Here is a 24,336-nt window from a genome sequence, read left to right as displayed (position 1 = left end):
AAGCGGAGAGGCCTTGGCCACTCCGCTCTCGCTATTTATGAAGGAGAGCACAATGATTGTCACCGAACTTCGTGGCAACATTCGGGACGCGGGCGAAGGCGCCCGTGTTGCAGACCGGGTGGTGTTTGACAATGAAAGCCGACTCAAGCGCATCCAGCGCGTCACCACCGCCGGTGGGGTGGAGATGGGCTTGCAGCTGGATAAGTCCGTGCGTGAGCTGGAAGATGGCGACATCCTGGCTGAAACCGAAAACGGCTACGTCATCGCAGAGATGGCTCCGCTGGACGTGCTGGTGATCGCTCCGAAGACCATTGAAGAGGCGCTGGAAGTGGCTCACTCCTTGGGTAACCGCCACCTGCAGGCGCAGTTCTTTGGCAAGGACAGCCAGTTCAACGCTGAGGTAATGGTTGTGCGCTATGACCACACGGTTGAACACCACCTGGATCACATGTCCGTGGACTACCACCGCGGTGACTACGTCATGCCGAAGGCTTTCCGTCATGCAGAACACACCCACTAACGCGCGTGCGAATCTGGTGGTGTGGCACATCACCGATTCCGCTCTCCCTACAGGCGCGTTCGCACACTCCGCAGGGTTAGAGACCTACATCCAGCGTGATGAGGTTCATGACCCAGAGAGCTACCTGCGCTGGCTGGTTGGCTACCTACACCAGGCCACCTACGGTGAAGCCCTGGCGGTGCTTTTGGCGGTGCGCTTGCAAGCTGCCAACCTGGAGCAGGAGCAGGCAATCGTTGCGCTGCGTGAGTTGGATGAGATTTGCCACGCAACGCAGACCCCGCAGGAGCTGCGTGCATCCATGCAGGCAATGGGCAAGCGTATGGCCAAGGTTGCCAAGATTATGGACGCTGACAATGCGCTGGTTGACGCCTACGACGCCGGCCTGCGCAAGCGAGAGTTCTTTGGCAACCCCGGCATTGCCGCTGGTCTGGTGTTGGGCGCCGCCGGGGTGGATGAACACACCGCGGTATCGGCATACTTGATGCAGATGGCTAACTCGATGACGCAAAACGCCATCCGTGCCATCCCGCTCGGCCAAGACGCTGGACAGCGGATCCTGATTGATGTGTACGAGTATCTGCCGAAGTTTGCGGAGGAGACTCTGGCACACGACGTGGCTGATCTCGGTGTGTCCTTCCCGCGGCTTGAGATCGCGCAGATGGAACATCAGTACATGCGCTCGCGCATGTTCATGTCTTAAAACGAAAGGAATTGAAACATTATGACCACTATCAAGGTTGGCATCGGCGGGCCGGTTGGCTCCGGCAAGACCCAGCTGATTGAGCGCATCACCCGTGCGCTCGACGGTGAGGTTTCCATGGCCGCTATTACCAATGACATTTACACCACCGAGGATGCGAAGATCCTTGCGCGCGAAGGCATTTTGCCGAAGGACCGCATTATCGGTGTTGAGACCGGTGGCTGCCCGCACACCGCGATTCGTGAGGACACCTCGATGAACGAGGCCGCCTACGAGGAGCTTATTGAGCGCCACCCGGACCTGGAGCTGGTGTTCGTGGAGTCCGGCGGCGACAACCTGTCTGCTACCTTCTCCCCGGAGCTGGTGGATTTCTCCATCTACATCATTGACGTAGCCCAGGGCGAGAAGATCCCGCGCAAGGCGGGCCAGGGCATGATCAAGTCTGACCTGTTTGTGATTAACAAGACGGACCTGGCTCCGTACGTTGGCGCCAACCTGCAGGTCATGGCTGATGATTCGAAGCAGTTCCGTGGGGATAAGCCGTTTGTGCTGACCAACCTCAAGACTGATGAGGGCCTGGATGAAGTACTGCAGTGGATCCGCCGTGACGTCCTGATGCAGGACATCAAGGGCTAGTATGTGGTCCATTTCGCCAGAACGCTTCAACAAAGCTCCCGGCACGGATTTCACCGGCACCCTTGATCTGGGGATTGCTGTTCGCGCTGGCCGTTCCGTGGCCACCAAGCAGTACCACGACGGTGCGCTGAAGATCATCCGCCCGCACTACCTGGATGACAGTGGGCAGGTCTACTACATCACCGTCAACCCCGGCGGGGGATACGTGGGAGGAGACTCCTACGACATCGCCGTCAGCGTGGATGATGGTGCCTCGGTGCTGCTGACTGACCAGTCCGCAACCAAGGTGTACCGCACCCCGGGTTCGTATGTGAGCCAGAACCTGCACTTCAAGGTAGGTGCGGGTGCTGTGCTGGAGTACATTCCGGATCAGCTGATCCTGTACCGTGACGCGGATTTTCGTCAGCACATGACGGTTGAGGTGGATCCTGAAGCCCACGTGTTTCTTTCAGACATTGTCACCCCAGGCTGGTCGCCTGATAAGGAGATGTTCCGCTACCGCCAGGCGCACCTGCGCTCAACAGTGCGGGTAGGGGACACACTTGCCTTGGTGGACAATATGCGCATCCAGCCGCTGGAAGAGCACGAGGAGATTGCTTCTCCAACGTTCCTGGGAGAAAACACCCACTTCGCCACCGCCATCTGCTTCGACCCGCAGATGGATGAGGACCTGATTGTGCAGGTCCGTGACGCCATCAGTGAGGTTGAGGGAGTACAGGCATCCGTCACCCCAACGGATGTGCCTGGGTTTGTGCTGCGTGGTGTGGCTGACCGCACCGAGCACCTCATGGAAGTGGTGCTTCGCGCAGCGCATGTGGTTCGCTCCACCCTGCGTGGCCAGGGCAAGGTGCACCTGCGCCAGTACTAAACCACGTACTGCGTGAGTAGGGGGTTACTCCTCTGGATCCGCGTAATCCGCGGCCCAGTGGAGGAGGCGGTGAATGCGCTCATCTGCAAGACCGTAGAAGATGCTGCGGCCTTCCCGGATTGAGCGCACCGTGCCCATCTTTTCCATCGCACGCAATGACGCGGATGCTGTAGCTACCCGCGTGCCAGTCGCGTTGGCCAGGTCAGTTACGGTCAGCTTGTTTTCGCCTGCCGTATGCATAGCGTCTAAAAGCCTCAGCCGCGTGGTGTCACCTAAGGTTTTGAACACCTCTGCCCAAGTCTCGTGATACCGCATAGGGCTCAAGCCTAGCGGTTAATCACCGGCCCGTGGACAATCAGGGAATGTTCACCATCCGCCTTGCGTAACCACGCATCAACGCCAAACGTTTCCCGCAACAACTCCGGCGTCAACGTCTCACTCGGATCCCCAAGCCCCGCAACGTGGCCGTGCTCCATCACCAGCACCGTGTCGCAGAAACGTGCCGCCAAGACTAGGTCATGCAGCGCCAACACCACTGTGGTGCCGTGGTTTCTGCCCACGTGATCCAGCATGTTCATCAGCCGGTACTGGTGATGCAGGTCCAGGTGGTTGGTTGGCTCATCGAGCAGCAAAAACTTCGCGTTTTGCGCCAGTGCTCGTGCCGTCATTGCGCGTTGCACTTGCCCGCCAGAAAGTGCACGCAGGGAGCGATCTTTCAACCCCACCAGGTCGGAGTGGATCAGTGCCTCTTCAACGATGGCCTCATCTCCGCCGCTGCCACGTCCAAATAGGCCGTAGGCGGCGCTTTGGCCCATCTCCACCAGCTGCTGGACTGTCAGGTCCGGCAGGGTTCCGTGGCTTTGCGCCACGTAGGCCACGGTGTGTACGCGCTCGGCGCGGGACATGGAGGTGAGCGGTGTGCCGTCGTAAAGAATGCTGCCCTTGGCGTCACTGACTCCCGCCATGGCACGCAGCAGGGTGGACTTGCCCGAGCCATTCGGGCCGACGATGCCGATGATGCCCGGGGTGGGAATCGAGGTCTCCACATCAAGGCGGAATGACTGCACCTGGGCTTGAACCTTGATGTCAATCATCGGTTGATCCTCCTCAAAATGATGAAGAACACCGGCACACCAATCAGCGCCGTAATCACGCCAACTGGCAGCTCCTGCGGCGCGAACAGCACACGTGCAATCGCGTCAGCGATCACCATAAACAGCGCGCCAACGATTGCCGCTACCGGAATCAAACGAGCATGCAACGGCCCCTGCACCATGCGCACTGCGTGGGGCACGATCAAGCCGACGAAACCGATTGCACCAACCGCGGCCACAGTCGCAGCGGTGAGAAGCGAAACGACAATGAGCACCGTGTATCGCACGGCGACGACGGGGACACCCATGGTGTGGGCCGTAGCGTCGCCAAGCGTCAGCGCATCCAAGTGGCGCGAGAGCAACCACAGCACCACCAGTCCAACCGCACCAGCGATGGCCACCACGATCAGCGTGTTCCAGCGCGCCGCCGAGAGGACACCAAGCAGCCAAAACATGATGCCGCGGGTGGACTCCGCGTTACCGGAGGCGGTGACCACCAGCGACGTCAAGGACTGGAACAAAAAGCCCACCAGCACACCGGTAAGCACCACGCGAGTGGCATCAGCACGTGTATGGCGAAGCAGCGCCATCAGCAGCAAGAACGACGTCAAGCCACCAACCGCAGCGCCAACCACAATGCCCCACTGCCACGTGGAGAACATGATGGCAATGACAGCGCCAGTAGACGCACCCGAGGAAATACCAAGCAGGTACGGCTCAGCTAGGTCGTTGTGCGTAATGGCCTGCATGGCCACACCACACACCGCCAGGATTGCACCCACGCACGCAGCCATAAGCACACGCGGCAGACGCAACTCCGTCAGGATGGAACGCTGCACCGGCGACATGCTATCCAGGTCAAACACGGAGATACCGCTAGAGCCAAGCGGCAGCGAAATGACAATCGCCGCCGCAAGCGCTAGCAGTGATAACAGCCCGAAGGCGATGGACTTCTTCACGCTTTTCGGTTCTTACTGCTTACTCTGTGATGCCGTTTGCAATGGCGTCAGAGATCTGCTGCAAGCCCTGGTAGGAGCGCGCCGATGGGGAGGTGGTCACGCCGTTGATCACGATGAAACGCTCCTCCTTCACTGCACGCATGCTGTTGACACCCGGCGTTGCCTTCAGTGCCTCAACCTTTTCCTCCCAGGTATCGCCAGGCTCACCACGAGTTGGCAGATCGCCCAAGATGAGCACGTCCGGGTCAGCTTCCGCCAAAGCCTCCCAGGAAATCTGCGGCCACTCTTCCTTCACATCACCGAACACGTTGACCATGTTCACCGAGTCACCCATCTCCGTAACAATGGACGGGCCGCCAGCCACGTACGGCGCGCCACCGATAGTGGAGTACACCATGGCAAAGGTCGTGCCGTCTGGGGCCTGGGCGGCGCCAGCCTTGGTGTCGCGCAGCTTCTGGATCAGGTCAGCCGCGACGTCCTCGTGGGCGAAGAGCTGGCCGAGCTCCGTAATGTCACGCTCAATCAGCTCAAAGGTGGTCTTGCCCTTGTTCTCACCGTGGTCCTGGCACTCCACGTTGGACTGGTAGGTGCGAACACCCAGCTTCTGCCACTCCTCACGGGTGCCCGCAGAGTCTGCTGTCCACACCAAACGGAACGGGGAGTAGACAAAGTCCGGGTCCACCGCGCGGATCTGCTCAGCGGTAGGGATGCTAGGCGCGATGATCTTCGGGGTCTCGTAGCCCTCCGGCGGGTTGTCCTTCTGGTGGCCAACGCCAGCGATTTGGTCCGCAGCGCCCAAAAGCAGCAGGGTGTCGGAAGAGCCCTGCTCAAGCGCGACCGCGCGCTCAACTGTCGGAGCGGCATCAATCATGACGCCGCAGTTATCAATCTGGTTGGCGCTAGCTTCGGCGCTGGTGTCAGTGCTGGTGGTGGTGTCAATCTCGCCGCCTGCGCAGCCAGCTAGCGCAAGTGCGGAGATGAGAGAAATGGGAAGTAGGCGACGCATGATGAACCTTCCTTCAAACGGTCAATCTAGTGTTTGAATGAAGTGTCCTACGTCTGGCACGCCTTGACAAGTTTTTCTTCACGCTGGCCCTAAAAGGGGCTAGCTACAGCACCTAGCTACAACACACCTAGCTACAACACCTGGTCTGCCCAGCTAGCCAAGCCATCAAAGCTTGAGGATGCCACCGCGTGCTCCCGCTTCGGAATCCGTCCGGCGTCGCGCGCCAGACGGCCAGCGTCCACAGCCAGGCGCATCGCCTCAGCCATCGCCACCGGATCCTGGCAGCGGTTCACGGCGCTAGCCAACAGCACGCCGGAGCAGCCCAGTTCCATGGCAAGGGAGGCATCGGAGGCGGTGCCCACGCCAGCGTCGATAAGCACGGGCACCTCGGCACGCGAACAAATCAGCTCAATGTTGTGCGGGTTTAAAATGCCCAGACCAGTGCCGATGGGGGAGCCAAGCGGCATGACCGCCGCCGCACCCAGATCCTCCAGACGCTTCGCCGCAACCGGATCATCAGAGGTGTACGCAAGCACCGTAAAGCCCTCCGCCACCAGCATCTCGCAGGCATCGACGGTTTCAACCACGTCGGGCAGAAGCGTGCGATCATCCGCGATCACCTCAAGCTTGACCCAGTTCGTGCCCAGCGCCTCACGCGCAAGCTTCGCCGTAATCACCGCGTCACGCGCCGTGCGGCAGCCCGCCGTATTCGGCAGCGGCGCGATGCCCAGCCGCTGCAGCATGTCAAAGACACTCTCGCCGCTGGTTGGGGCTTTGGCGTACCTGCGCATCGCCACCGTAGTCAGCTCCGTGCCTGACGCCACCAGTGCCTTTTCCAGCATGTCCATCGAGCTCGCCCCACCCGTACCCATAATCAGGTGTGAGTTGAACTGCGTATCTGCAATAGAAAGCAACGCTTAGCCTCCCTGGACTGCGGTGAGGATGTCTACACGTGCGCCGCTCACAAGCTTGGTGCTACCCCACGTGGAACGGGGAACCACATCACCATCGAGCGCTACCGCCGTGCCAGCCTCCGGCACCTCGCCGAGGACCTCGTGCACAAGCTGTTCAACCGACGCTGCTTCTGTCGTGCGGGTTTCATCATTCACTGTGAGAGTAATGGCCATGGCTACCTCCTAAGCCCGTTGATGACGCCAGGGGTCACACGCTTCCAACGATATTGCAGGTGCCTTTTGTTCCACCAGATCGGCCCCGCAACGCGCCGCCATGCCGGCCAACAGGATGCCGTGGCGGAAATACCCAGTAGAGACCGTGACACGCTCGTTGACTCTGCCAAGGTACGGCAGGTCATCCGGCGAACCCGGACGCGCACCGGCATCGGCTTCCAGAAAGTCGCACTCTTCCAGCGCCGGGCAGACCTCAATCGCATCACGCAGCAGCTGGTAGACGCCCTGGACCTGGGGTTCCGCGCGGCCGTCCTCACGCGTGGTGGCGCCGATGGTCAACGTGCCATCACCACGCGGAATGAGATAAATCGGACGATCCTCCACAAAGCCGCGCACCACACGATCCAGCAGCGGGAACTGGTGCTTGGGCACGCGCACGTGCAAGATGTCGCCGTAGACAGGCCGCAGCTCAAGCGGGTTTACACCTGTAAACCAGCCGGTGATCTCCGCCGCGCCAAGGCCCGCGGCGATCAGCACCTGATCTGCGTCAAGGTCGTTGGCGTCATCGACGTTGGTCACCGCCTCTTTAACAATTGTCACGCCCGTGTTCACGCACGCATCCAGCAGCGCCTGTGCAAACAGGCGCGGCTGCACCTGGTGATCCCCGATGATCTCCACTGCACCCGCCAACGCAGGCGACAGCGCAGGCTCGCGCTTTCGCGCCTCACGGGTAGTCAGCCGGTTAACCTCCATCCCGTGCAGGGCCTGGTATGCGGAAAGCTCCTCCAGGTGCGTGTTATCCGCGCGATCTCGCGCTACCACCAACGTGCCGTCCGTGCGATACCCGGTGGGCAAATCGCTGTACTTGTTCACCAGCTGGATCAGCTCCGGATACCACTTGGCGGCAGCGTTCATCAGCGGAAACAGCGGCTCCTGCTTGTACACAACCTCCGCCGTAGGCGCCAACATGCCACCCGCATGCCACGACGCACCAGAGACCGGCGCCGGATCAAACACCGTGACCCTATGACCCCGATCCGCCAGTGTCAGCGCAGAAGTCAAGCCGATGATGCCCCCACCGATAACGGCGACGTTCATGTTCTCCATGGGAATTACCGTACGCCGTGTGGATGATGGGGGAGGGATCAGTTGTTCCCTAAGGGCCGAGCAATCCGATGGGCACGAGCCAGGTGCGCTCACCAACTTCTGCGACCGTACCTGTTGGCGTGACAATCAGCAGCCCTTCTGGGGGCCTTCCGATGGTGTCGGCGACTTCGCGTAAACGTGGGGCGGCTTCCTTAGCTGCCTGTGGTGATAGTTTCACTTCGACTCCGACCCAGCGACCGTCGCGAAGCTCAAGCACAATATCCATTTCGGCAGTGCCATCCTTGTTCCTGAAATGGAAGGCCGTGCCGCGCAACGGTTGGCTGTACACCCGCAGGTCACGCAAGACGAGAGATTCAAAAAGGAATCCAAGAGTGCGTGGGTCGATAGCTAAAGCGCTATGTGAAGCACCCAGCGCAGATGCGGCAAGCGAAGGGTCCACGAGGTGGCGTTTAGGTGTAGCGCTCAGCCGGGTTTTAGACCTGCGTGCCGGTGCCCATGGCGGCTGGTCCTCTACGAGATGCATCCGGTTTGCAAACTCATGGAACTGGTACCCAAACCGTTCACCAACCTCCACGCCATCTTCCCCCAGACGCTCTTGCACTGTGCTCAGCGGGGCCGGGTGAGCGGTGAGTGAAGCATAGGCCCGAAGAAAATGGAGAAGGCGCTGAGGCGATCGGCGCGGCCCACCCACGAAAGGAAAATCGCGCTGTGCCAACGTGTCCATGTAACCCTCAACAAGGAGTTCGACCTGGTCAGCCTCCCTGTCCACCCATGCCGGCCATCCGCCTCGGGTGATCAATGCGCAGACGTCATCAATTGAATGGGGGCTGAGCTGCTGCCCCTGTACAGGAGCTTCACCTTGGAACACGCGGGAAAGGGAAAAGCTTCCCGTTGAGTCGCCCGACTCATATAGGGTCATCGGGCGCATTGGAAGGTCAATGATTCTTCCTGCCCCGGAATGGCGCAGAGCTGTGTCATCTGGCCATGCTGATCCCGAAAGCAGAAATCGGCCAGGCGTTGGGTCTGTATCCACAGCTCGACGGACTGCGCCCCAGAGATCTGGTGCTAGCTGCCACTCGTCGATCAAACGTGGTGTATCGCCTTCAAGGAGTGCAGATGGGTTTAGCGATGCGGCTTCAATTATTTCCGGCCGCTGACCGTCTAACTGGATTGAGGAATTAGCTGACTGGAGGGCGGTGGTTGTCTTCCCAGTCGCCCTTGCACCAGTGATATTCACCGCTGATGAAGCCTTGAGGTACTGCTCAAGAACTGAATCAAGAATCCGCGGCCTGTAAGCTCTCATACTGCGAAAATACCTGAAAATGACAGGATTGTCGAGCTGAACGTGACAGGATTGTCGAGCTGAACGTGACAGGATTGTCGAGCTGAACCTGTAGCTAGGCGAGCGCAGCGCGGCCGCGGTCGAACTCCGTGACCACCCGCTGGCAGTAGGTGCGGGGATTTTCGGCGTGCATGATGCCGCGGACAATAGCCACGCCATCGACGCCGGTGCGGGCAAGCGCATACGCGTCATCAACCGTGACATCGCCGATGGCAACCATTGGAAGCCGGGAGGCCTCCACCAGCGCCGGGTAGCCATCCAGACCGATGGGCTTGCGGCCGGAGTCTTTAGTCGGAGTATTGTGAAACGGCCCGCAGCCGATGTAATCAATCACGCCTTCAAGCTCATTTGCGGCCCTGACCAGCTCAAGTGTGCCGGTAGTTAGGCCGATCACAGCATCAGGCCCGAGCAGGCGGCGCGCCTCGCGCGGGTCCAGATCGTCTTGGCCCAGATGCACACCGTGGACGCCTTGGTTTTGAAGGGCGAGGGCGATGTCCACGCGGTCGTCGATAAGCACAATGCTCTCGGGCGGAAGCTTGGCGGCAATCGCGGACGACAGGGAGTAGAGCTCACGCGCGGAAATCGGTTTGGAGCGCACCTGGATCACGCCGGCGCCGCCGTGGGCCGCCTCAACGGCGCGCTCGACCACATCGGGGCCCTGGCCGGTGACAAAGTAACAGCGCAGGTCCAGATTACGGGGGTTCATCGGGGTGGTATCAGCCATGCCCAAAGCCTACTGGGGCAGTGGTGGGGTGTACGGCTCCAGCCGCTTCGTTTTGCCGTAGCTTGCGCGGCGGTGCAGCTGCTCAAACGGCCCCGGCACACCCGCACGCTCCAGCGCCATTGCAAGCAGCAGGGTGATCAGCCACACCACAAAGCCCACCAGGAGCTTCCCGCTTATCGACGCCTCCAGGCCCCACCCCAGCCCAAACGGCATCACCAGCGCAATGAACAGGAACGACTGCGCCAAGTAGCCGGACATCGAGCGCTTGCCCAACGCGATGAACGGGCGTGCCCACGCCGGTGTCTGGCCGGTGGTGTTGATGCGCTGCTGCACGCCGTTGGTGGCAAGCGCCAATGCCGCCAGGATTGCCGGGCCGGTGAACAGACCCCAGGCCAGGTTGAGCATAAAGAGGGGTTCTTCAAGCTTCGGGTCGATGAAGCCTGCGGCACTGAGGCCCCACGGCACGCCCGTGACCAGGGCGACCACCGTGCCCAGGATTGTCCACCGGATCAGTACGCCCTTGTGCTGCTCAACGTTGACCAGGTAGCCCTCGCGCGCCCAGACGTAGCCCAGCAATACCAGCCCACCCAGCTGGAATACCGCAAACGGGGCGTTGAGCAACATGCCCAACCCGCCTAGGAGGTTCTCGCTGAAGTAGACGCCCAGGCTGGTCATCTCAGGGGTGGCTGTCTGCTCCATCGCGCCGATCGGCGCCTGGACGCTGTACACCGCCACCGCAATAACAGTGCCGAACACGGCGCTGACCAGCAGCACTGAGTAGGCGGTAATGCGCAGTGCCTTGTTGCTTGCCGTGAACATGGTGGCAACCAGCATGCCCATCAGGCCGTAGTAGAACATGATGTCGCCGTGGAACACCAGCAGCATGTGCACGATGCCAAACAGGGCAAGGAACCCGTATCTGCGCACCAGCATCAAGCGCGCATCAGCTGCCGGATAGCCCTTACGCCACGCACTTGCCGCCACAAGGCCAATGCCAAAGCCCAGCAGTGTGGAAAACATTGGCAGCCCGCGTACGTGCAAAAACACGGCCGAAAGGATCGCAGCAATCTGGTCGAGTGTGCTGTCTGGGCGCACACCGCCAAGGGTGGAACCCGGCTGGTCCAGCGCGTCAATGTCGTTGATCATCCACGTCTGCACCGCATTGGCCATGGCAATGCCCATGAGGGCAAGGCCACGCGCAAGGTCGGGGACTAAGAGTCGGGGAGTGGTTGCTTGGTTTGGCGCTAGCGCTTGATTCACGGCACCGAACGTATCACTTATGCCCTACGCCGTGATCGGCCCGGTGGTGGTTTTAATCCCCAGCGGCTCAATATGCACGATGGTTTCCGCACTACCCAGGGCTGCAGCGAGGCCCTCCTCAACATTGTCGGCGTGCTCATGGGAGTGGGACACCGTCCAGCCGCCGGGGACCTGCATGACAACGTTGATCAGACGTTGGCGCCCATACGCAGTGGTGCGAAGCGACGTAAACGCCACACCATTGTCTTTGGCGTAGTTGTCCAAGAACTCCTGCGCCGTTGCCACTTCTTCCTCTGGCAGGGTCTCAGAAAGCAGACCCTGGATGGCCTCGCGCAGAAGCTTGTAGCCGGTGTAGAGGATGTTGGCACCAACCAGGATGGCCACAATCGGGTCGAGTACCTGCCATCCAGTCATCCACACCAGGGCCATGCCGACGATGACGCCGACGGTGGTCCAGACGTCTGTAAGCAAATGCTTCCCGTCGGCAACCAGGGTGCTGGAGCGGTGCCTGCGGCCGGCACGCACCAGCATCGCGCCCACACCCAGGTTGATCAGCGTGGCTACTACGGAAAACAGCAAACCAATGCCAAGCTGCTCCACCGGCTGCGGGGTGATCAGGCGCTGCCCGGCCGTGTAGATAATGGCCACCGACGCCACCAAAATCAGACTGCCTTCCACCTGGGCGGCGAAGTACTCCGCCTTGGTGTGGCCGAAATTGTGGTTCTCATCCGCAGGCTTGGCGGACAGCTTCAGTGCCCAGAGGCCAACCATGGCGGCGGCGACGTTGGCTACAGACTCCAGCGCGTCCGAAAGGAAACCAACTGAGCCCGTGACGTAGGCGGCATAGGCCTTCAGTGCGATAACAAACAGGGAAGCGGTGATAGAGATCCACATGAAGCGCTCAAGCATGCGCTGTTCTTCACAGGGATGGGCAGACATAGGAAATCCTTTCGGTGCAGTGAACAACCGAAGGTCTCGCTCGCCTGTAAAGCATGTCCTGTAAAGCGTGTAAGGCCAACCGCCCGGGCTCTACGTGGAGAACCAGTATGTCGAGCGAGTTGTTGGTGAGCTACTCCCCTTCAAACCTTTATGAAACTTCAAAAATCATACCACTGGGCTCAGGGGCGTTCCAGCCGCATGGCGATGTGGGGGATCGTGCCGTCTAAAAACTCCTCACCCTCTTCGTTGAAGCCGAAGCGGTTGTAGTAGCCGACAAGTCCGCTCTGCGCCTCAATGACAACGTCGCCTGGCCAGCGGGTGGTGAACGCTAGCGCCTTGCGGACAATCTCGGGGCCAATTCCGGTGCCGCGCGCGAACGGCGCAACGACGAAACGGCCAAAGCGCGCGGGGTTTGCCGTCTGCAACCTCGGGGTAGACGCGTGCGCAGCCGGCGAGCCTGCCTGCGTTGTCGTAGGCGAGGACGTGGAAGGTGTCCTCGGCTGCGTCAATGTCATCAAGCTCATTGAAGGGACAGTCCTGCTCGGCCACAAACACGTCCACGCGGAGGCGAAATAGGTCGAAGGCCTCTCGTGAGCTCATCTGGTCGAGGGTTTTGAACGTCATTGCAGGATGCAGCGCAGGGTGTGTCACGGGGGTGATCCTAACACCGCTGTGACGTAAGGTGTTTGTGTTAACTGAAGTTACGTTTGTGATTTCCTGCCTGACGCATACAAGACACATAAAAGGGGTCCGCATGTTCCGACGCATCGCCGCTGTCGCCGCCGCAGCCGTTATCTCTGCCACTGCTTTGCTCGCGCCAGCCGCGAGTGCGCAGCCAGCTGACCCTAATTACGTCTGGCGCACGGACCTCATGTCCAAGGCACTTGCCGGCAAGCTCAACGCGGATCGCGTGCTGCACCGCGTGCCCACCTCGTTCCATGACGCCCCGCGTACGCCCGCCGAAGCCACCCAGGCCCAAGCCCGCGGCAACGCGCTCTACGGCCCCGGCACCCCGATCTACGTGGGGCACGCCCCGAACGATATGATCTGCACCGTCGCCGTTGCCGGCTACAACGACGCTGGCGAAAAGATCGCCCTGACCGCAGGCCACTGCGCAGGCAACGTGGGCGACCCGGTGGTCAACGCGGATGCCCGCGCCCTTGGCCAGACCGGCCGCGTGATCGCCGTGGACCGCAACCTGGACTACGCCGTAATCCAGCTGCACCCCAACACGGAAGTCTCCCGCAGCTATGACGGGCTGACCATCAACCACCTGGGCGCCGCACCCGTGCCGACGGGGCAGACCGTGTGCAAGAAGGGCGTTGCCTCCGGCGTGACCTGCGGTATGACCTGGCAAGACGCCGGTGTTATGAACATCAACCAGGTCTGCGCAATGCAGGGCGACTCCGGCGGCCCGCTCTACACTGGCGACCGCCTCGTGGGCATTATCAACGGCGGCATGTTCCCGCAGCCGTTCGCGCTGGCCTGCTACACCCCGCTGCAGGGCCCGCTGCATGCGCCGACGGGCTCCGCGCGTGCAGACGCCTTCCTGCCCACCGTCCCCGGTGGCTTCCGCCTGCCTTAACTGGAAGAAACTAGCCCTGCAGGCGGCCAAGCACTTCGTCGTGCAGCAGCCCGTTGGTGGCAACCGCGTCACCACCGTGCGGGCCATCGACACCCGCCAATGAGGTGAAACGGCCACCGGCTTCAGTAACCAACAGCGCCAGCGGCGCGAGGTCCCACAGCGAGACCTCCGGCTCACACGCAATGTCTACCGAGCCCTCTGCCACCAGGCAGTAGGAGAAGAAATCACCAAACCCGCGCAGACGCCACGCAGCGTCCGTCAGCTCAATGAACTGCTCGCGCAAGCCGCGGTCACGCCAACCGGTCAGCGAGGAAAACGACACGGACGCATCCTCCAGCTTGGTCACGGAAGACACACGCATCGGGCTTGCCTTGCCGTCACCAATCTCGCGCCACGCACCCTCGCCCTTCGCCGCGTACCAACGGCGAGACAGGGCAGGGGAGGAGACGACGGCGACGACCGGCTCGCCGTCTTCAAGCAGGGCAATCAACGTGGCCCACACCGGCACGCCGCGCACGAAGTTCTTCGTGCCATCAATCGGGTCGATCACCCACTGGCGGCCGGAAAACACGGCGTCACCACCAAATTCCTCGCCAAGCACCGCATCATCCGGGCGCTTTTCCGCGAGGTGCTCGCGCAGCTCCTTTTCCGTAGCCAGGTCCGCATCAGAGACCGGCGTTAGGTCCGGCTTGGACTCAACGTGCAGGTCAGCGGCATCAAACCGGGAAGAAGTGATGTCATCTGCCAGGTCGGCGAGTTCGAGGGCGAGTTTCAGATCGTGGTTACGCTGCATGCCCGACAAGCCTACTCGCCACCTGCTCAACCAGCAGCGGATTTCCGGCCACGCACCACGTCACCCCGCCCGCATCAACCTTTGTGGCCACCCCGCCGACAGCCTCAATCAGCGCCTTGCCCGGCAGCCAATCCCAATCCGGCACCGAATGCTGCAGCCAGCCACCCATTCGGCCTGCAGCGATGTTGGCCAGGTCCACGCTGCCCGCACCCATCATCCGGATCGTCGCCGCATCTTTGACCGCACGCATCCACGCGCCCACAATCGCCTCATCACCCATAAAGGTCGGATGCAGGTAGGTCACCAGGGCTTTTTCGCTTAGGTGCGCCGCGTCCAACACCCCCAACCGCTCCCCATCACACCACGCCTGACCATTGGCAGCGAGCCACGTCGTATTCGTCGCCGGGCGGTGCACCGCACCAATTGACGCTTTGCCTTCTGCCGGATCGCCCTCGGCCACCGCCAACGCGGAGCAGAAGTAATCCGAGCCCTGTGCGAAGTTGTACGTCCCGTCAACCGGGTCAATTACCCAGGTGCGTCCCGTTTGTGAGGCGCGGGCGTGGCCTTCTTCCCCCAGCACACCGTCGGCGGGGCGCAGCGCGTCGAGCACTTCTGCCACGAAGCTCTCCGCGGCGTGGTCTGCCTCAGTCACCACATCGGAGACTGACGTCTTGCGCTGCGTGGAAAGCGTGTCCAAACCACCATCACGCATAGAAAGCGCAAGCTGGCCAGCATGCGCTACAAGCGCTGCGGCCAGCTGTGCGTCATCGTCATTACGGTGAGCGTCAATAAAAGCTGCAGTAGAAATGGGTGCGGAAGTCACGCACCCATTCATACCCCAGTTACTGCGGCTGCGACTGCTCCTCCAAGTAGACCTGGGAGCCCTGCTCACGGAACTCTTCCGCCATCTCCTGCTCACCGGCAATCGCGTCGTTTGCGCTCACGGCAGCCACATCTGCTGGAATCTCCGGAATGCCAAGGTCCGCCAGGCGGTCCCCAAACTCATCACGAATGTCCTGGCTAATGCGCATGGAGCAGAACTTCGGGCCGCACATGGAGCAGAAGTGCGCGGTCTTCGCGGGCTCTGCCGGCAGCGTCTCATCGTGGAAAGACTGCGCGGTGTCTGGATCCAGGGACAGTGCGAACTGGTCGTGCCAACGGAACTCAAAACGCGCCTTACTCATCGCGTCGTCCCAGTCGCGCGCACCCGGATGCCCCTTGGCCACGTCGGCCGCATGGGCGGCGAGTTTGTAGGTGATCACGCCCGTTTTCACATCATCCTTGTTCGGCAGGCCCAGGTGCTCCTTCGGGGTGACGTAGCACAGCATCGCCGTGCCACCCATAGCAATGTGGGCCGCGCCGATTGCAGACGTAATGTGGTCATACCCAGGCGCAATATCCGTCACCAACGGGCCAAGGGTGTAGAACGGCGCGCCACCGCACCACTGTTCTTCCTTCTCGTTGTTGACCTGGATCATGTTCAGCGGCACGTGACCCGGGCCCTCAATCATCACCTGCACGTCATACTCCCAGGCGCGCTTGCACAGCTCACCGATGGTCTTCAGCTCTGCAAACTGCGCTGGGTCGTTGGCGTCGGCGACGGAGCCTGGCCGCAGGCCGTCGCCAAGCGAGAAGGCAACATCGTACTGCGCGAAAATCTCGCACAGCTCGTCGAAGTTCTCGTACAGGAAGCTCTCCTTGTGGTGCGCCAAGCACCAGCCGGCCATGATCGAGCCACCACGAGAGACGATGCCGGTCACGCGGTTCGCCGTCAGCGGCACAAACGGCAGGCGCACGCCAGCGTGCACCGTCATGTAGTCCACGCCCTGCTCCGCCTGCTCAATAACCGTGTCGCGGAAGATCTCCCACGTCAGGTCTTCTGCAATACCGTTGACCTTCTCCAGTGCCTGGTAGATCGGCACCGTGCCAATCGGCACAGGCGAGTTGCGCAGAATCCACTCGCGGGTGGTGTGAATGTCATTGCCCGTGGACAAATCCATCACCGTATCCGCACCCCAACGGGTAGCCCAGCGCAACTTGTCCACCTCCTCACGGATAGAGGAAGTCACCGCAGAGTTACCAATGTTCGCATTGATCTTGGTCAGGAACTGGTTGCCAATGATCATTGGCTCGCTCTCTGGGTGGTTCACGTTGTTCGGAATGATCGCACGTCCGCTTGCCACCGCCGCGCGCACTTTCTCCGGATCGCAGTGCTCACGCAGGGCGACAAACTTCATCTCTTCCGTGATGATGCCCTGGCGTGCGTAGTGCATCTGGGTGACGCGCTTGCCTTCCTTGGCGCGCAGCACCGGGCGGGTTGCACCGCGCCACTCCTCGGAGGCGGCGCCGCGCTTGGCGGCCCGTGTTCCGTCGTCAAGCAGATTGCGCCTGCGGCCCTCAATTACTTCCACATCGCCGCGACCGGTGATCCACTCGGAGCGAAGTCCCGGCAGGCCAACCTCCGGCTCGGCGTAGGGGCCGCGGGTGCGGTAGACGCGGAACGGCTCATTCGGCCCGGTGGGGGAGTCATCAAGCTGGATCGCGGTCTCCGGCACCTCAAGCCCGTCCTGGATAATGGGGGCGTAGCTGTGCTTCGGGTGGATTTCTTGCGCGTAAATGTCGGCCATTGCCGCTCCTTCTACTTCCTTCGCTGGTGCTAACCAGACAGGTTCAAACGGTGCTCGTGCGGCATTAGCACGATCTCAGCCCTTAAGCCTTGGGCGCCCGTGTTGGGCACGAAACAGTGTAGCGGCCACCATGGCGGTAGGTGAGTAAAACCGAGCAACTAGACTGCATGGTTATGCAACCGGAGACCCAAGCTCGCATCAAGGAACTCGAAACCACCCTGCAGACTATTGAGCAGGTGATGGACCTCGACGCCATGGCGGCGCGCGTCCGCGAGCTTGAGCAGCAGGCGCAGGACCCCTCGCTTTGGGACGATCCCTCGCACGCCCAACAAGTCACCACCGAGCTATCCAACGTGCAGGCGCGCCTGAAGAAGGTCACGTCGCTGCGTTCGCGTTTGGATGACCTGCCGGTGATGTACGAGCTTGCCGAAGAGGAAGGCGACGCCTCTATGGCGGACGATGAGCTTTCCGAGATCACCTCGGCCATCGAATCGCTTGAGGTGCAAACGATGCTTTCCGGCGAGTATGACGAGCGCGAAGCCGTAGTGAACATCCGCTCCGGCGCCGGCGGTGTGGACGCGGCAGACTGGGCGGAGATGCTGATGCGCATGTACGTGCGCTGGGCCGAAAAACACGGCCATAAAGTAGATGTCTACGACATTTCCTACGCCGAAGAAGCCGGCATCAAATCCGCAACGTTCGTGGTGCACGGCGAGTACATGTACGGCCAGCTCTCCGTGGAGCAGGGCGCGCACCGCCTAGTGCGCATCTCTCCCTTTGATAACCAGGGGCGCCGCCAGACCTCATTTGCTGAGGTAGAAGTGCTGCCAGTGGTGGAGCAAACCGACCACATTGACATCCCGGATGCAGACATCCGCGTGGACGTCTACCGTTCCTCCGGCCCGGGTGGTCAGAGCGTGAACACCACCGACTCCGCGGTGCGCATCACGCACATTCCAACCGGCATTGTGGTGACCTGCCAAAACGAGAAGTCCCAGATCCAAAACAAGGCGTCTGCGCTCAACGTGTTGCAGTCCAAGCTTTTGGAAAAGAAGCGCCAAGAAGAAAAGGCCGAGATGGATGCTCTCGGCGCTGGCGGCAACGCAAGCTGGGGCAACCAGATGCGTTCCTACGTGTTGCACCCGTACCAGATGGTCAAAGACCTGCGCACGGAGTACGAAGTGGGAGATCCCCAAAAGGTGCTCGATGGGGATCTCGATGGCTTCCTCGAATCCGGCATTCGCTGGCGCATGGCGCAGCAGCAAACCGAGTCACAATAGTCACACCCGTAACAGGTAGAGTGGTCGGCGTGATCCGCTTTGACCATGTGACCAAGTCGTACCCAACGTCGACACGGCCCGCCCTGGATAATGTCTCCCTTGAGATTCCAGACGGGGACTTTGCCTTTCTTATCGGCCCGTCCGGTTCCGGCAAGTCGACGTTTTTGCAGTTGATGATCCGTGAGGAAAACGTCACCTCGGGCGATATTTGGTTCAACGATTTCCACGTCAATGCGCTCAAGGGCAAGGACGTGAACAAGCTGCGCCAGGCTATTGGCTACGTCTTCCAGGATTTCCGCCTCCTGCCGCGGCTGAATGTCTACGACAACGTTGCTTTTGCGCTTGAGGTCATTGGCATGAAAAAGACCAGGATTGCCAAGTTGGTGCCGGAGGCGTTGGAGTTGGTGGGGTTGGCGTCCAAAAGCACAAGGATGCCCCATGAGCTCTCGGGCGGTGAGCAGCAGCGAGTGGCCATTGCGCGCGCGTTTGTGAACAAGCCGAAGCTGATGCTGGCGGATGAGCCGACGGGCAACCTGGACCCGGAGACGGCGGATGAGATTATGGCGCTTCTGTCTCGCATCAACCGGCTGGGCACGACAGTGGTCATGTCCACCCATAACGCGCGTGCGGTCAACGACATGCGCAAACGTGTCATTGAGTTGGATTTGGGCAAGCTTGTGCGTGATGACGCCAACGGTGTCTACGGGAGGGCATAAATGAACTGGGGCTTTATCTTCCGCGAAGGCGTTAAGGGCCTGGGGCGCAACATCACCATGACGATTGCGCTGGTGATTACTACTGCGCTGTCGCTGGCGCTGGTGGGCACGGGCATTTTGATGTCGCGCGCAACCGCTGAGACGAAGAACCTCTACCTGGACCGCGTTGAGGTGATGGTGGAGCTGGACGAAGAGATTTCGGCCAATGACCAGGACTGTTCCTCCGAGGCATGCCTTGAGGTGCGCGACAAGCTGCAGAGCGACGATCGGGTGGAGCAGGTGACGTTCCGCTCCCGCGAGCAGTCATACGAGCGTTTCGTGGAACTGTTCCAGGACACGGAGCCGGACCTGGTGCGCGAGACCAGCCCGGAGGCGCTGCCGGCGGTGCTGCACGTGCGCCTGAAGGATCCGGGCGACCAGGGCCCGATTAGTGAGATTGCCACCATGCCGCAGGTCAGTGTGGTTACCGATCAGGCGGATACCGTGCGCCAGGCGGCGAAAACGATGGACACCTTCCGCAACGTCACCTGGATGGTGGCGGCTGTGCAGGGGTTGGCGGCGCTGTTTCTCATTGTGAACATGGTGCAGTTGGCGGCGTTTCACCGTCGTGAACAAATCGGCATCATGCGTATGGTGGGTGCGTCCCGGTGGTTCACCCAAGCCCCGTTCGTGCTTGAAGCGGTGCTTTCTGTGCTCATGGGCTCGGTCTTGGCCACGCTGTTGGTGTGGGTTGGCAAGCGCTCTGTGATCGATTCCATGCTGGGGGAGTTGTACGCCTCGCAGCTGGTTGCGCACGTGCCGGATTCTGCGGTGTTTGTGGTGTTGCCGCTGGTAGGCCTTGGTGCGATGCTGATTGGCGGGCTGGCCGCGCAGGTGGCGCTTCGTTCCTACGTGCGTAAGTAGTAGACTTTGGACTCTTATGGCCAAGAAAAAGAAGTCCAAGCTGAGCAATTCCGGGGTGCTTGCCACTAACCGGAAAGCCCGCCATGACTACACCATCTTGGATTCCTGGGAGTGCGGCATTGTGCTGCAGGGCACCGAGATCAAGGCGTTGCGCGAGGGCAAGGTCTCGCTTGTAGAGGCCTTCGCCACCATTGACAACGGCGAAGTCTGGCTGCGCAACATGCACATTCCGGAGTACTCGCGCGGCCACTGGACAAACCACCCGCCGCGCCGCACCCGCAAGCTGCTTATGCACCGCCGGGAGATTGACTCCCTGGAGGGCAAGCTTCGGGACGGCAACCGCACCCTCGTCCCCCTCTCCCTCTATTTGAAGGACGGGCGCGCCAAGGTCGAACTCGGCCTTGCGCAGGGTAAACAGGACTACGATAAGCGCCGTGACATTAAGCGCCGCACTGAGGACCGTGAAATCACGCGCGAGCTGGGCCGCAAGCTGAAGGGGATTAAGGCGTAAACGATGAAGAAGACTGCACTGATTACGGGTGCCACCCGCGGCATTGGTCGCGCGATTGCTGAGGAGCTGGGCAAGGATCACCACATTTACGCAGGTGCCTCTACCGATGCTTCCGAGGTTGTCGCCGCGCTGCCAAGCGCTGAGCCGTTCGTTGCGGACCTCACGGATACCGATGCGATCCTGCGCGCCGCTGCCCAGATCGAGCAGCTCGACGTGCTCGTGTTGTGCGCTGGCGTGATGGAGCACGGCCCGTTGGAGCAGCTCGATGACGCAGCATGGCGCCGGATGATGGAGGTCAACCTGTTCGCGCCCGTCACCCTGACCCGCGCATTGCTTCCTGCTTTACGACGCCAACGTGGCCTCCTCATCACCCTCAACTCTGGCGCCGGCTTCCACGGTATTGCGGACAACTCCGGTTATTGCGCCTCCAAGTTCGCCCTGCGCGGCTTTACTGAGTCGCTGCAGCTTGAAGAGGCCGACAAGATCCGCGTGACCTCCCTGCACCCGGGACGCACGGACACCGACATGCTCGCCGGTGATGACGCGTTGCCGAAGATGCCCGCAACCGAAGTAGCCAAAGCTGCGCGTCTTGCCGTGGACGCCGGGCCCGATGCGGTGGTGGAGTTCTTGCGCGTGAGGCCGTCGGCAAGCTAGAGTGCTTCTTTACCTACGTTTTCTCGTAGTGGACATGGGGTCGATTCTGGTTTCGACTTCATCTACTTAGCCAGGGGAAGCGTGCCGGTGCAGGCAGGAGACCACCGTGAGCGTCGCTGTAACTAATAAACGCAGAGAAGAACTCTCAGCGTGACTACGCCCTCGCTGCCTAATACATAGAGCAAGCGACCTGCGTGTCCGTCAGGCCGGGGAAGTCCCCGACCCGGTACCTGGCGTCGACTTAGGGGACTTGCCTTCCGGCCCTGTCAGTGGGGCCTTGGAAGGGACACCTTTCACTGACTGGGCCCGTCATCCGGACATGTTCGTCTGATCCGGAGGGTCGAGTAGAGATTCTGTGCGAACTGCGCACGGAGAAGCCCTGGCGCGGTGATGAAGGACCCGGGTTCAATTCCCGGCGGCTCCACTGAACACAAACCCCCAGACCCTCACGGGCCTGGGGGTTTCTCAGTCTGATTTTCTCCGGGGTTGGAGACGCTTCCTTTGGGAGATCAGTTTTCGATCTGCTTCTTTAAGCGCCTCGATGAGATCGTTCTCGGCTTCGCGGTACTCAATTTCTTTGCGTCCCTCGTTGTAAAGGCCATAGCGGTCCTCAGCGAGCTTATTTGCGTCTTTACGTGTAATGCGGCCGTGATCGTTTAGTGGTTCGTATTCATTGAACTCGATGAACTGGTCTGCCTTGTCCAGCCAGTCAGACATGTGGATAACTTTACGACGTTCGGCCTGGTCCTGGGCGTAGTTGAGGAATCCGGATACGAGGAAATTAAGCCGCCGCAGTTCATCATCAGTGAGGTAGTTTTTCGCTGTCGTGACGTCACCTTTGCGTACGACCCCGCCTTTCCAGTTGGTCAGGCCGAGATTGTCAGCAGATGGGTCGCAGCGGGTGGCGATGATCTCGGCGGCAGTATTGCCGGTGATGGCGTAGTGGAGCTTGTCCTGGATCTTCGCGAAAAGGTAGTGGGTGCGTTGACTGTTGGCATCATAATCGTCCGCAAGGGCAATGATGTTGCGCAGCTCGAGGTAGAGTCGCGCTTCGCTGGAGCGGATATCTCGGATGCGCGCGAGGAGCTCGTCAAAGTAGTCCACACCGAGAGGGTCTTTCAGCTTCTCGTCGTTAAGGACGAAGCCTTTGATGAGGTACTCCTTGAGGACAGTGGTTGCCCAAGAGCGGAACTGCGTTCCGCGGGGCCCACGTACGCGAAAGCCCACGGCCATGATGGCATCAAGGTTGTAATGATCAGTGGAGCGAGTGACGTTTCGATCTCCTTCAGTTCGAACTGTCAAGAATTTCTTAATAGTTCGATCCCTGCTCAGCTCGTTTTCCGCATAGATATTTGTAAGGTGCGAGCTGATATTGGCACGTGTGACATCGAAAAGCTCGGACATTTCGGCCTGGGTCATCCAAACTGAGCCATCGATAAGACGTAAGTGAACTTCGGTCCGACCGTCCTCCGTGTTGTAGATGACGAACTCGCCTGTGGAATCGGTGTGCGTTGTGAGGGGTGATCTGGAGTTTTTCATAACGGTGTTAGTCCTCGTGTTCATTGTTGCTAGTTGATGGTCACTTTAGTCAGCTGCCGTGTCCAGAAATTCAAGCGCATTGGCTGATATCAACCAGGTGATCATGGGTTTGATTGAGGGCGACACCAAAGCCAACACGTTTTCTAGGGGTCTGTTGGTGTCGGGGTTGGGGCGACGGTGGCGTCGATAAGCAAAAGGAGCCCCCGCCGGACGGTGGTGTGGAGGGCAAAACTCGCTGGTCAAAGCGATGTCAGCGGGTTTTACGTTTCTTCTGACGTACATTACAGGTGCCGATTTTAAAATTTTGGGGCATGAATCGCACGTTCAATGCACGACTGGTTGCCGTATGTGCCGCGGGCTTGCTCGCGGGATGTGGTGGCGCGCCCGAGACCGTGACGGAGACAGTGACGGAAACTGTTGGTGAAACGGTTTCGCAGCCTCCTGCTTCGGAGTCAGCTCCCCAACCTGATCCGGAACCTGCGGAGCCCGAGCGCGGCGTGCCTGGCGCCCCGCTAGCGTATCCAGGTGCAGGTGGCCCGATTCCGCCGAACGCTCGCCCGATAGCAACGGTGAAGAGCTATGAAGGTATGGATGTTGAGTACGCAGTGTTTACTGCGCCATCCGGAAACATCGGCTGCATGATGAATCTTGAAAATCCCCCGATGTTCGACTGCGGTGTCGAGTCCTACATGGAAACTGAGCAGTACGGTATCGGTGAACTGGGGATGCCTCGCTGGATGGTCGAGGTATTGCATGGATATGTCCGTGAGCAGAATGAGCCCCCGCTGTACTCGGATTTGGTGTGGCCTGAGGGCTCACCTTCTGCCGAGGTAGTGCAATACGGCGAGGTGGTCTACCACGGACCCTTCGTCTGTGCGGTGGAGGAAACGGGCGTGACCTGCTGGGATTCCGAAAGTGGTAGGGGAGCGTGGATGGAGCGAGAAAACACGGTGTTTTTCTAGCTTCTAGTTTCCCTGTTTTTGCTGGTCAGGAGTGTGTGGGGGTTGGGGGCTATACTGAATGCAACCGCTAGTGTGCCTACCGAATGCATAAACGAAAATCAATGCAATAAATCCTGGGTTAGGCCTTGCGTGTCGAATGATTTGTCGGGTATAATTAGGGCAACAAAATAAAGCGCAAAGCAGCAATGGGGGTAGACCGTGGGCGAACCATACTTCCGCACACAGCGACCAGAGGATCCGCGCAGTATCCGCGGTCAACGTATCCGCGACGTGTACTGGGATGAATTCGGCCACTTCGCCACCCCGGGGGCAAGTATTGATGGCTTTGAAGTGGAAGTAGTGGCCATTAGGGAAGCGACCGGCTGGGCTAAAAGCGTGGTTGAGCAAGCGATCTTCTCGCATGCACGCCTGAAGCACTTACCGAAGCTGCGTGCCTTGCAAGCTGAGACCCGTGTGATGGATCTGCAGCATTTACGCGCCATCG

The 24,336-nt window shown here is 60.4% G+C and carries 27 protein-coding genes, 1 other RNA gene, 2 pseudogenes and 1 riboswitch; of the genes and pseudogenes, 13 read left to right on the top strand and 17 right to left on the bottom strand.

What is annotated here, in order from left to right; genetic code table 11:
- The first annotated feature begins 52 nt into the window (after positions 1–52).
- Genes HMPREF3104_RS11665 through HMPREF3104_RS11650 form a run of 4 tightly spaced genes read left to right on the top strand, consistent with a single transcriptional unit; the run spans position 53 to position 2,724 of the window.
- The gene (locus HMPREF3104_RS11665; protein ID WP_052205168.1) at positions 53–520 is read left to right on the top strand and encodes an urease accessory protein UreE; all 468 of its coding nucleotides are present in this window, start codon (positions 53–55) and stop codon (positions 518–520) included.
- Complete coding sequence (locus HMPREF3104_RS11660) at positions 501–1,220, top strand: urease accessory protein UreF (protein WP_052205167.1); 720 nt, start codon at positions 501–503, stop codon at positions 1,218–1,220. The genes HMPREF3104_RS11665 and HMPREF3104_RS11660 overlap by 20 nt, the downstream gene beginning before the upstream one ends.
- A 21-nt stretch (positions 1,221–1,241) precedes the next feature.
- Positions 1,242–1,856, top strand: coding sequence for an urease accessory protein UreG (gene ureG, locus HMPREF3104_RS11655; RefSeq protein WP_052205166.1), 615 nt, complete (start codon positions 1,242–1,244; stop codon positions 1,854–1,856).
- 1 nt (position 1,857) lies between these two features.
- Complete coding sequence (locus tag HMPREF3104_RS11650) at positions 1,858–2,724, top strand: urease accessory protein UreD (protein ID WP_052205165.1); 867 nt, start codon at positions 1,858–1,860, stop codon at positions 2,722–2,724.
- Between the two features lie 24 nt (positions 2,725–2,748).
- On the opposite strand, the gene HMPREF3104_RS11645 is transcribed toward HMPREF3104_RS11650, so the two are convergent.
- The 13 genes and pseudogenes from HMPREF3104_RS11645 to HMPREF3104_RS11590 form a co-directional block, all read right to left on the bottom strand.
- Positions 2,749–3,039, bottom strand: a complete 291-nt coding sequence (locus HMPREF3104_RS11645; protein ID WP_052205164.1) for an ArsR/SmtB family transcription factor — start codon at positions 3,037–3,039, stop codon at positions 2,749–2,751.
- A gap of 11 nt (positions 3,040–3,050) precedes the next feature.
- A complete protein-coding gene (locus tag HMPREF3104_RS11640; RefSeq protein ID WP_070496106.1) occupies positions 3,051–3,818 on the bottom strand; it encodes an ABC transporter ATP-binding protein in 768 nt (255 codons plus the stop codon).
- The gene (locus HMPREF3104_RS11635; protein ID WP_052205162.1) at positions 3,815–4,777 is read right to left on the bottom strand and encodes a FecCD family ABC transporter permease; all 963 of its coding nucleotides are present in this window, start codon (positions 4,775–4,777) and stop codon (positions 3,815–3,817) included. The genes HMPREF3104_RS11640 and HMPREF3104_RS11635 overlap by 4 nt, the downstream gene beginning before the upstream one ends.
- Before the next feature lie 19 nt (positions 4,778–4,796).
- Positions 4,797–5,783 carry an ABC transporter substrate-binding protein gene (locus HMPREF3104_RS11630; RefSeq protein WP_070496104.1) on the bottom strand — a complete coding sequence of 329 codons (987 nt, stop codon included), beginning with the start codon at positions 5,781–5,783 and terminating at the stop codon, positions 4,797–4,799.
- A 131-nt stretch (positions 5,784–5,914) separates the two neighbouring features.
- On the bottom strand, positions 5,915–6,697 hold the full coding sequence (locus HMPREF3104_RS11625; protein ID WP_070496102.1) for a thiazole synthase: 783 nt from the start codon (positions 6,695–6,697) through the stop codon (positions 5,915–5,917).
- A gap of 3 nt (positions 6,698–6,700) precedes the next feature.
- Positions 6,701–6,910 carry a sulfur carrier protein ThiS gene (gene thiS, locus HMPREF3104_RS11620; protein WP_210386509.1) on the bottom strand — a complete coding sequence of 70 codons (210 nt, stop codon included), beginning with the start codon at positions 6,908–6,910 and terminating at the stop codon, positions 6,701–6,703.
- 9 nt (positions 6,911–6,919) lie between these two features.
- Entirely contained in the window at positions 6,920–8,017 is a 1,098-nt protein-coding gene (thiO, locus tag HMPREF3104_RS11615; protein WP_070496100.1) for a glycine oxidase ThiO, read from the bottom strand.
- A gap of 49 nt (positions 8,018–8,066) precedes the next feature.
- Entirely contained in the window at positions 8,067–8,885 is an 819-nt protein-coding gene (locus tag HMPREF3104_RS11610; protein ID WP_246816433.1) for an ATP-binding protein, read from the bottom strand.
- 48 nt (positions 8,886–8,933) lie between these two features.
- Positions 8,934–9,320 (bottom strand): annotated as a pseudogene (locus tag HMPREF3104_RS12990) (AAA family ATPase); the annotation flags it as partial.
- Positions 9,321–9,414: 94 nt separating this feature from the next.
- Positions 9,415–10,083 (bottom strand): thiamine phosphate synthase, encoded by a 669-nt coding sequence (locus HMPREF3104_RS11605; protein ID WP_371441060.1) that lies wholly within the window; start codon positions 10,081–10,083, stop codon positions 9,415–9,417.
- Positions 10,084–10,092: 9 nt separating this feature from the next.
- Positions 10,093–11,343, bottom strand: coding sequence for a DUF418 domain-containing protein (locus tag HMPREF3104_RS11600; RefSeq protein WP_246816432.1), 1,251 nt, complete (start codon positions 11,341–11,343; stop codon positions 10,093–10,095).
- A 24-nt stretch (positions 11,344–11,367) separates the two neighbouring features.
- A complete protein-coding gene (locus HMPREF3104_RS11595; protein ID WP_070496095.1) occupies positions 11,368–12,282 on the bottom strand; it encodes a cation diffusion facilitator family transporter in 915 nt (304 codons plus the stop codon).
- Between the two features lie 179 nt (positions 12,283–12,461).
- Complete coding sequence (locus HMPREF3104_RS11590; protein ID WP_246816431.1) at positions 12,462–12,806, bottom strand: GNAT family N-acetyltransferase; 345 nt, start codon at positions 12,804–12,806, stop codon at positions 12,462–12,464.
- Positions 12,807–13,036: 230 nt separating this feature from the next.
- Between HMPREF3104_RS11590 and HMPREF3104_RS11585 the strand changes: the two genes are divergently transcribed.
- Positions 13,037–13,867: a S1 family peptidase gene (locus HMPREF3104_RS11585; protein WP_070496093.1), complete on the top strand. Its 831-nt coding sequence runs from the start codon at positions 13,037–13,039 to the stop codon at positions 13,865–13,867.
- Between the two features lie 10 nt (positions 13,868–13,877).
- On the opposite strand, the gene hisN is transcribed toward HMPREF3104_RS11585, so the two are convergent.
- The 3 genes from hisN to thiC form a co-directional block, all read right to left on the bottom strand.
- Positions 13,878–14,660: a histidinol-phosphatase gene (hisN, locus tag HMPREF3104_RS11580; RefSeq protein WP_070496091.1), complete on the bottom strand. Its 783-nt coding sequence runs from the start codon at positions 14,658–14,660 to the stop codon at positions 13,878–13,880.
- Positions 14,650–15,483 carry an inositol monophosphatase family protein gene (locus tag HMPREF3104_RS11575; protein ID WP_246816430.1) on the bottom strand — a complete coding sequence of 278 codons (834 nt, stop codon included), beginning with the start codon at positions 15,481–15,483 and terminating at the stop codon, positions 14,650–14,652. The genes hisN and HMPREF3104_RS11575 overlap by 11 nt, the downstream gene beginning before the upstream one ends.
- A gap of 19 nt (positions 15,484–15,502) precedes the next feature.
- Positions 15,503–17,287 (bottom strand): phosphomethylpyrimidine synthase ThiC, encoded by a 1,785-nt coding sequence (thiC, locus tag HMPREF3104_RS11570; RefSeq protein ID WP_070496087.1) that lies wholly within the window; start codon positions 17,285–17,287, stop codon positions 15,503–15,505.
- A riboswitch (TPP riboswitch) is annotated at positions 17,286–17,398 on the bottom strand. It overlaps the preceding gene by 2 nt.
- A gap of 62 nt (positions 17,399–17,460) precedes the next feature.
- Between thiC and prfB the strand changes: the two genes are divergently transcribed.
- The 6 genes from prfB to ssrA all read left to right on the top strand — a co-directional run bounded on the left by prfB (position 17,461) and on the right by ssrA (position 21,778).
- Complete coding sequence (prfB, locus tag HMPREF3104_RS11565; protein ID WP_070496155.1) at positions 17,461–18,567, top strand: peptide chain release factor 2; 1,107 nt, start codon at positions 17,461–17,463, stop codon at positions 18,565–18,567.
- Positions 18,568–18,596: 29 nt separating this feature from the next.
- Positions 18,597–19,283 (top strand): cell division ATP-binding protein FtsE, encoded by a 687-nt coding sequence (gene ftsE / locus HMPREF3104_RS11560; RefSeq protein WP_070496153.1) that lies wholly within the window; start codon positions 18,597–18,599, stop codon positions 19,281–19,283.
- On the top strand, positions 19,284–20,186 hold the full coding sequence (gene ftsX / locus HMPREF3104_RS11555) for a permease-like cell division protein FtsX (protein WP_070496085.1): 903 nt from the start codon (positions 19,284–19,286) through the stop codon (positions 20,184–20,186).
- A 16-nt stretch (positions 20,187–20,202) separates the two neighbouring features.
- On the top strand, positions 20,203–20,697 hold the full coding sequence (smpB, locus tag HMPREF3104_RS11550; RefSeq protein WP_052205149.1) for an SsrA-binding protein SmpB: 495 nt from the start codon (positions 20,203–20,205) through the stop codon (positions 20,695–20,697).
- A gap of 3 nt (positions 20,698–20,700) precedes the next feature.
- On the top strand, positions 20,701–21,351 hold the full coding sequence (locus HMPREF3104_RS11545) for an SDR family oxidoreductase (RefSeq protein ID WP_070496083.1): 651 nt from the start codon (positions 20,701–20,703) through the stop codon (positions 21,349–21,351).
- Positions 21,352–21,387: 36 nt separating this feature from the next.
- Positions 21,388–21,778: a transfer-messenger RNA gene (gene ssrA / locus HMPREF3104_RS11540) on the top strand.
- 38 nt (positions 21,779–21,816) lie between these two features.
- Here the strand turns inward: ssrA and rhuM are convergent.
- Entirely contained in the window at positions 21,817–22,890 is a 1,074-nt protein-coding gene (gene rhuM / locus HMPREF3104_RS11535) for a RhuM family protein (RefSeq protein ID WP_070496152.1), read from the bottom strand.
- Positions 22,891–23,201: 311 nt separating this feature from the next.
- Here rhuM and HMPREF3104_RS12370 point away from each other — a divergent pair, with 311 nt between their 5' ends.
- Positions 23,202–23,852, top strand: a complete 651-nt coding sequence (locus HMPREF3104_RS12370; RefSeq protein WP_141738240.1) for a hypothetical protein — start codon at positions 23,202–23,204, stop codon at positions 23,850–23,852.
- 198 nt (positions 23,853–24,050) lie between these two features.
- A pseudogene (locus tag HMPREF3104_RS11525) lies at positions 24,051–24,336 on the top strand (HNH endonuclease); the annotation flags it as partial.

It is taken from the genome of Corynebacterium sp. HMSC30G07 (assembly GCF_001806945.1).
Lineage (GTDB): Bacteria > Actinomycetota > Actinomycetes > Mycobacteriales > Mycobacteriaceae > Corynebacterium > Corynebacterium riegelii.
Note: the sequence above shows the minus strand (reverse complement) of the source record. Positions and strands in the feature narration are given on the sequence as shown.

What these genes read in the sequence shown, in the direction of transcription:
- HMPREF3104_RS11665 (WP_052205168.1), top strand. Translation starts at nt 53, where the DNA reads ATGATTGTCACCGAACTTCGTGGCAACATTCGGGACGCGGGCGAAGGC.
- HMPREF3104_RS11660 (WP_052205167.1), top strand. Translation starts at nt 501, where the DNA reads ATGCAGAACACACCCACTAACGCGCGTGCGAATCTGGTGGTGTGGCAC.
- ureG (WP_052205166.1), top strand. Translation starts at nt 1,242, where the DNA reads ATGACCACTATCAAGGTTGGCATCGGCGGGCCGGTTGGCTCCGGCAAG.
- HMPREF3104_RS11650 (WP_052205165.1), top strand. Translation starts at nt 1,858, where the DNA reads ATGTGGTCCATTTCGCCAGAACGCTTCAACAAAGCTCCCGGCACGGAT.
- HMPREF3104_RS11645 (WP_052205164.1), bottom strand. Translation starts at nt 3,039, where the DNA reads ATGCGGTATCACGAGACTTGGGCAGAGGTGTTCAAAACCTTAGGTGAC.
- HMPREF3104_RS11640 (WP_070496106.1), bottom strand. Translation starts at nt 3,818, where the DNA reads ATGATTGACATCAAGGTTCAAGCCCAGGTGCAGTCATTCCGCCTTGAT.
- HMPREF3104_RS11630 (WP_070496104.1), bottom strand. Translation starts at nt 5,783, where the DNA reads ATGCGTCGCCTACTTCCCATTTCTCTCATCTCCGCACTTGCGCTAGCT.
- thiS (WP_210386509.1), bottom strand. Translation starts at nt 6,910, where the DNA reads ATGGCCATTACTCTCACAGTGAATGATGAAACCCGCACGACAGAAGCA.
- thiO (WP_070496100.1), bottom strand. Translation starts at nt 8,017, where the DNA reads ATGGAGAACATGAACGTCGCCGTTATCGGTGGGGGCATCATCGGCTTG.
- HMPREF3104_RS11605 (WP_371441060.1), bottom strand. Translation starts at nt 10,083, where the DNA reads ATGGCTGATACCACCCCGATGAACCCCCGTAATCTGGACCTGCGCTGT.
- HMPREF3104_RS11595 (WP_070496095.1), bottom strand. Translation starts at nt 12,282, where the DNA reads ATGTCTGCCCATCCCTGTGAAGAACAGCGCATGCTTGAGCGCTTCATG.
- HMPREF3104_RS11590 (WP_246816431.1), bottom strand. Translation starts at nt 12,806, where the DNA reads ATGAGCTTGATGACATTGACGCAGCCGAGGACACCTTCCACGTCCTCG.
- HMPREF3104_RS11585 (WP_070496093.1), top strand. Translation starts at nt 13,037, where the DNA reads ATGTTCCGACGCATCGCCGCTGTCGCCGCCGCAGCCGTTATCTCTGCC.
- hisN (WP_070496091.1), bottom strand. Translation starts at nt 14,660, where the DNA reads ATGCAGCGTAACCACGATCTGAAACTCGCCCTCGAACTCGCCGACCTG.
- thiC (WP_070496087.1), bottom strand. Translation starts at nt 17,287, where the DNA reads ATGGCCGACATTTACGCGCAAGAAATCCACCCGAAGCACAGCTACGCC.
- prfB (WP_070496155.1), top strand. Translation starts at nt 17,461, where the DNA reads ATGCAACCGGAGACCCAAGCTCGCATCAAGGAACTCGAAACCACCCTG.
- ftsX (WP_070496085.1), top strand. Translation starts at nt 19,284, where the DNA reads ATGAACTGGGGCTTTATCTTCCGCGAAGGCGTTAAGGGCCTGGGGCGC.
- smpB (WP_052205149.1), top strand. Translation starts at nt 20,203, where the DNA reads ATGGCCAAGAAAAAGAAGTCCAAGCTGAGCAATTCCGGGGTGCTTGCC.
- HMPREF3104_RS11545 (WP_070496083.1), top strand. Translation starts at nt 20,701, where the DNA reads ATGAAGAAGACTGCACTGATTACGGGTGCCACCCGCGGCATTGGTCGC.
- rhuM (WP_070496152.1), bottom strand. Translation starts at nt 22,890, where the DNA reads ATGAAAAACTCCAGATCACCCCTCACAACGCACACCGATTCCACAGGC.
- HMPREF3104_RS12370 (WP_141738240.1), top strand. Translation starts at nt 23,202, where the DNA reads ATGAATCGCACGTTCAATGCACGACTGGTTGCCGTATGTGCCGCGGGC.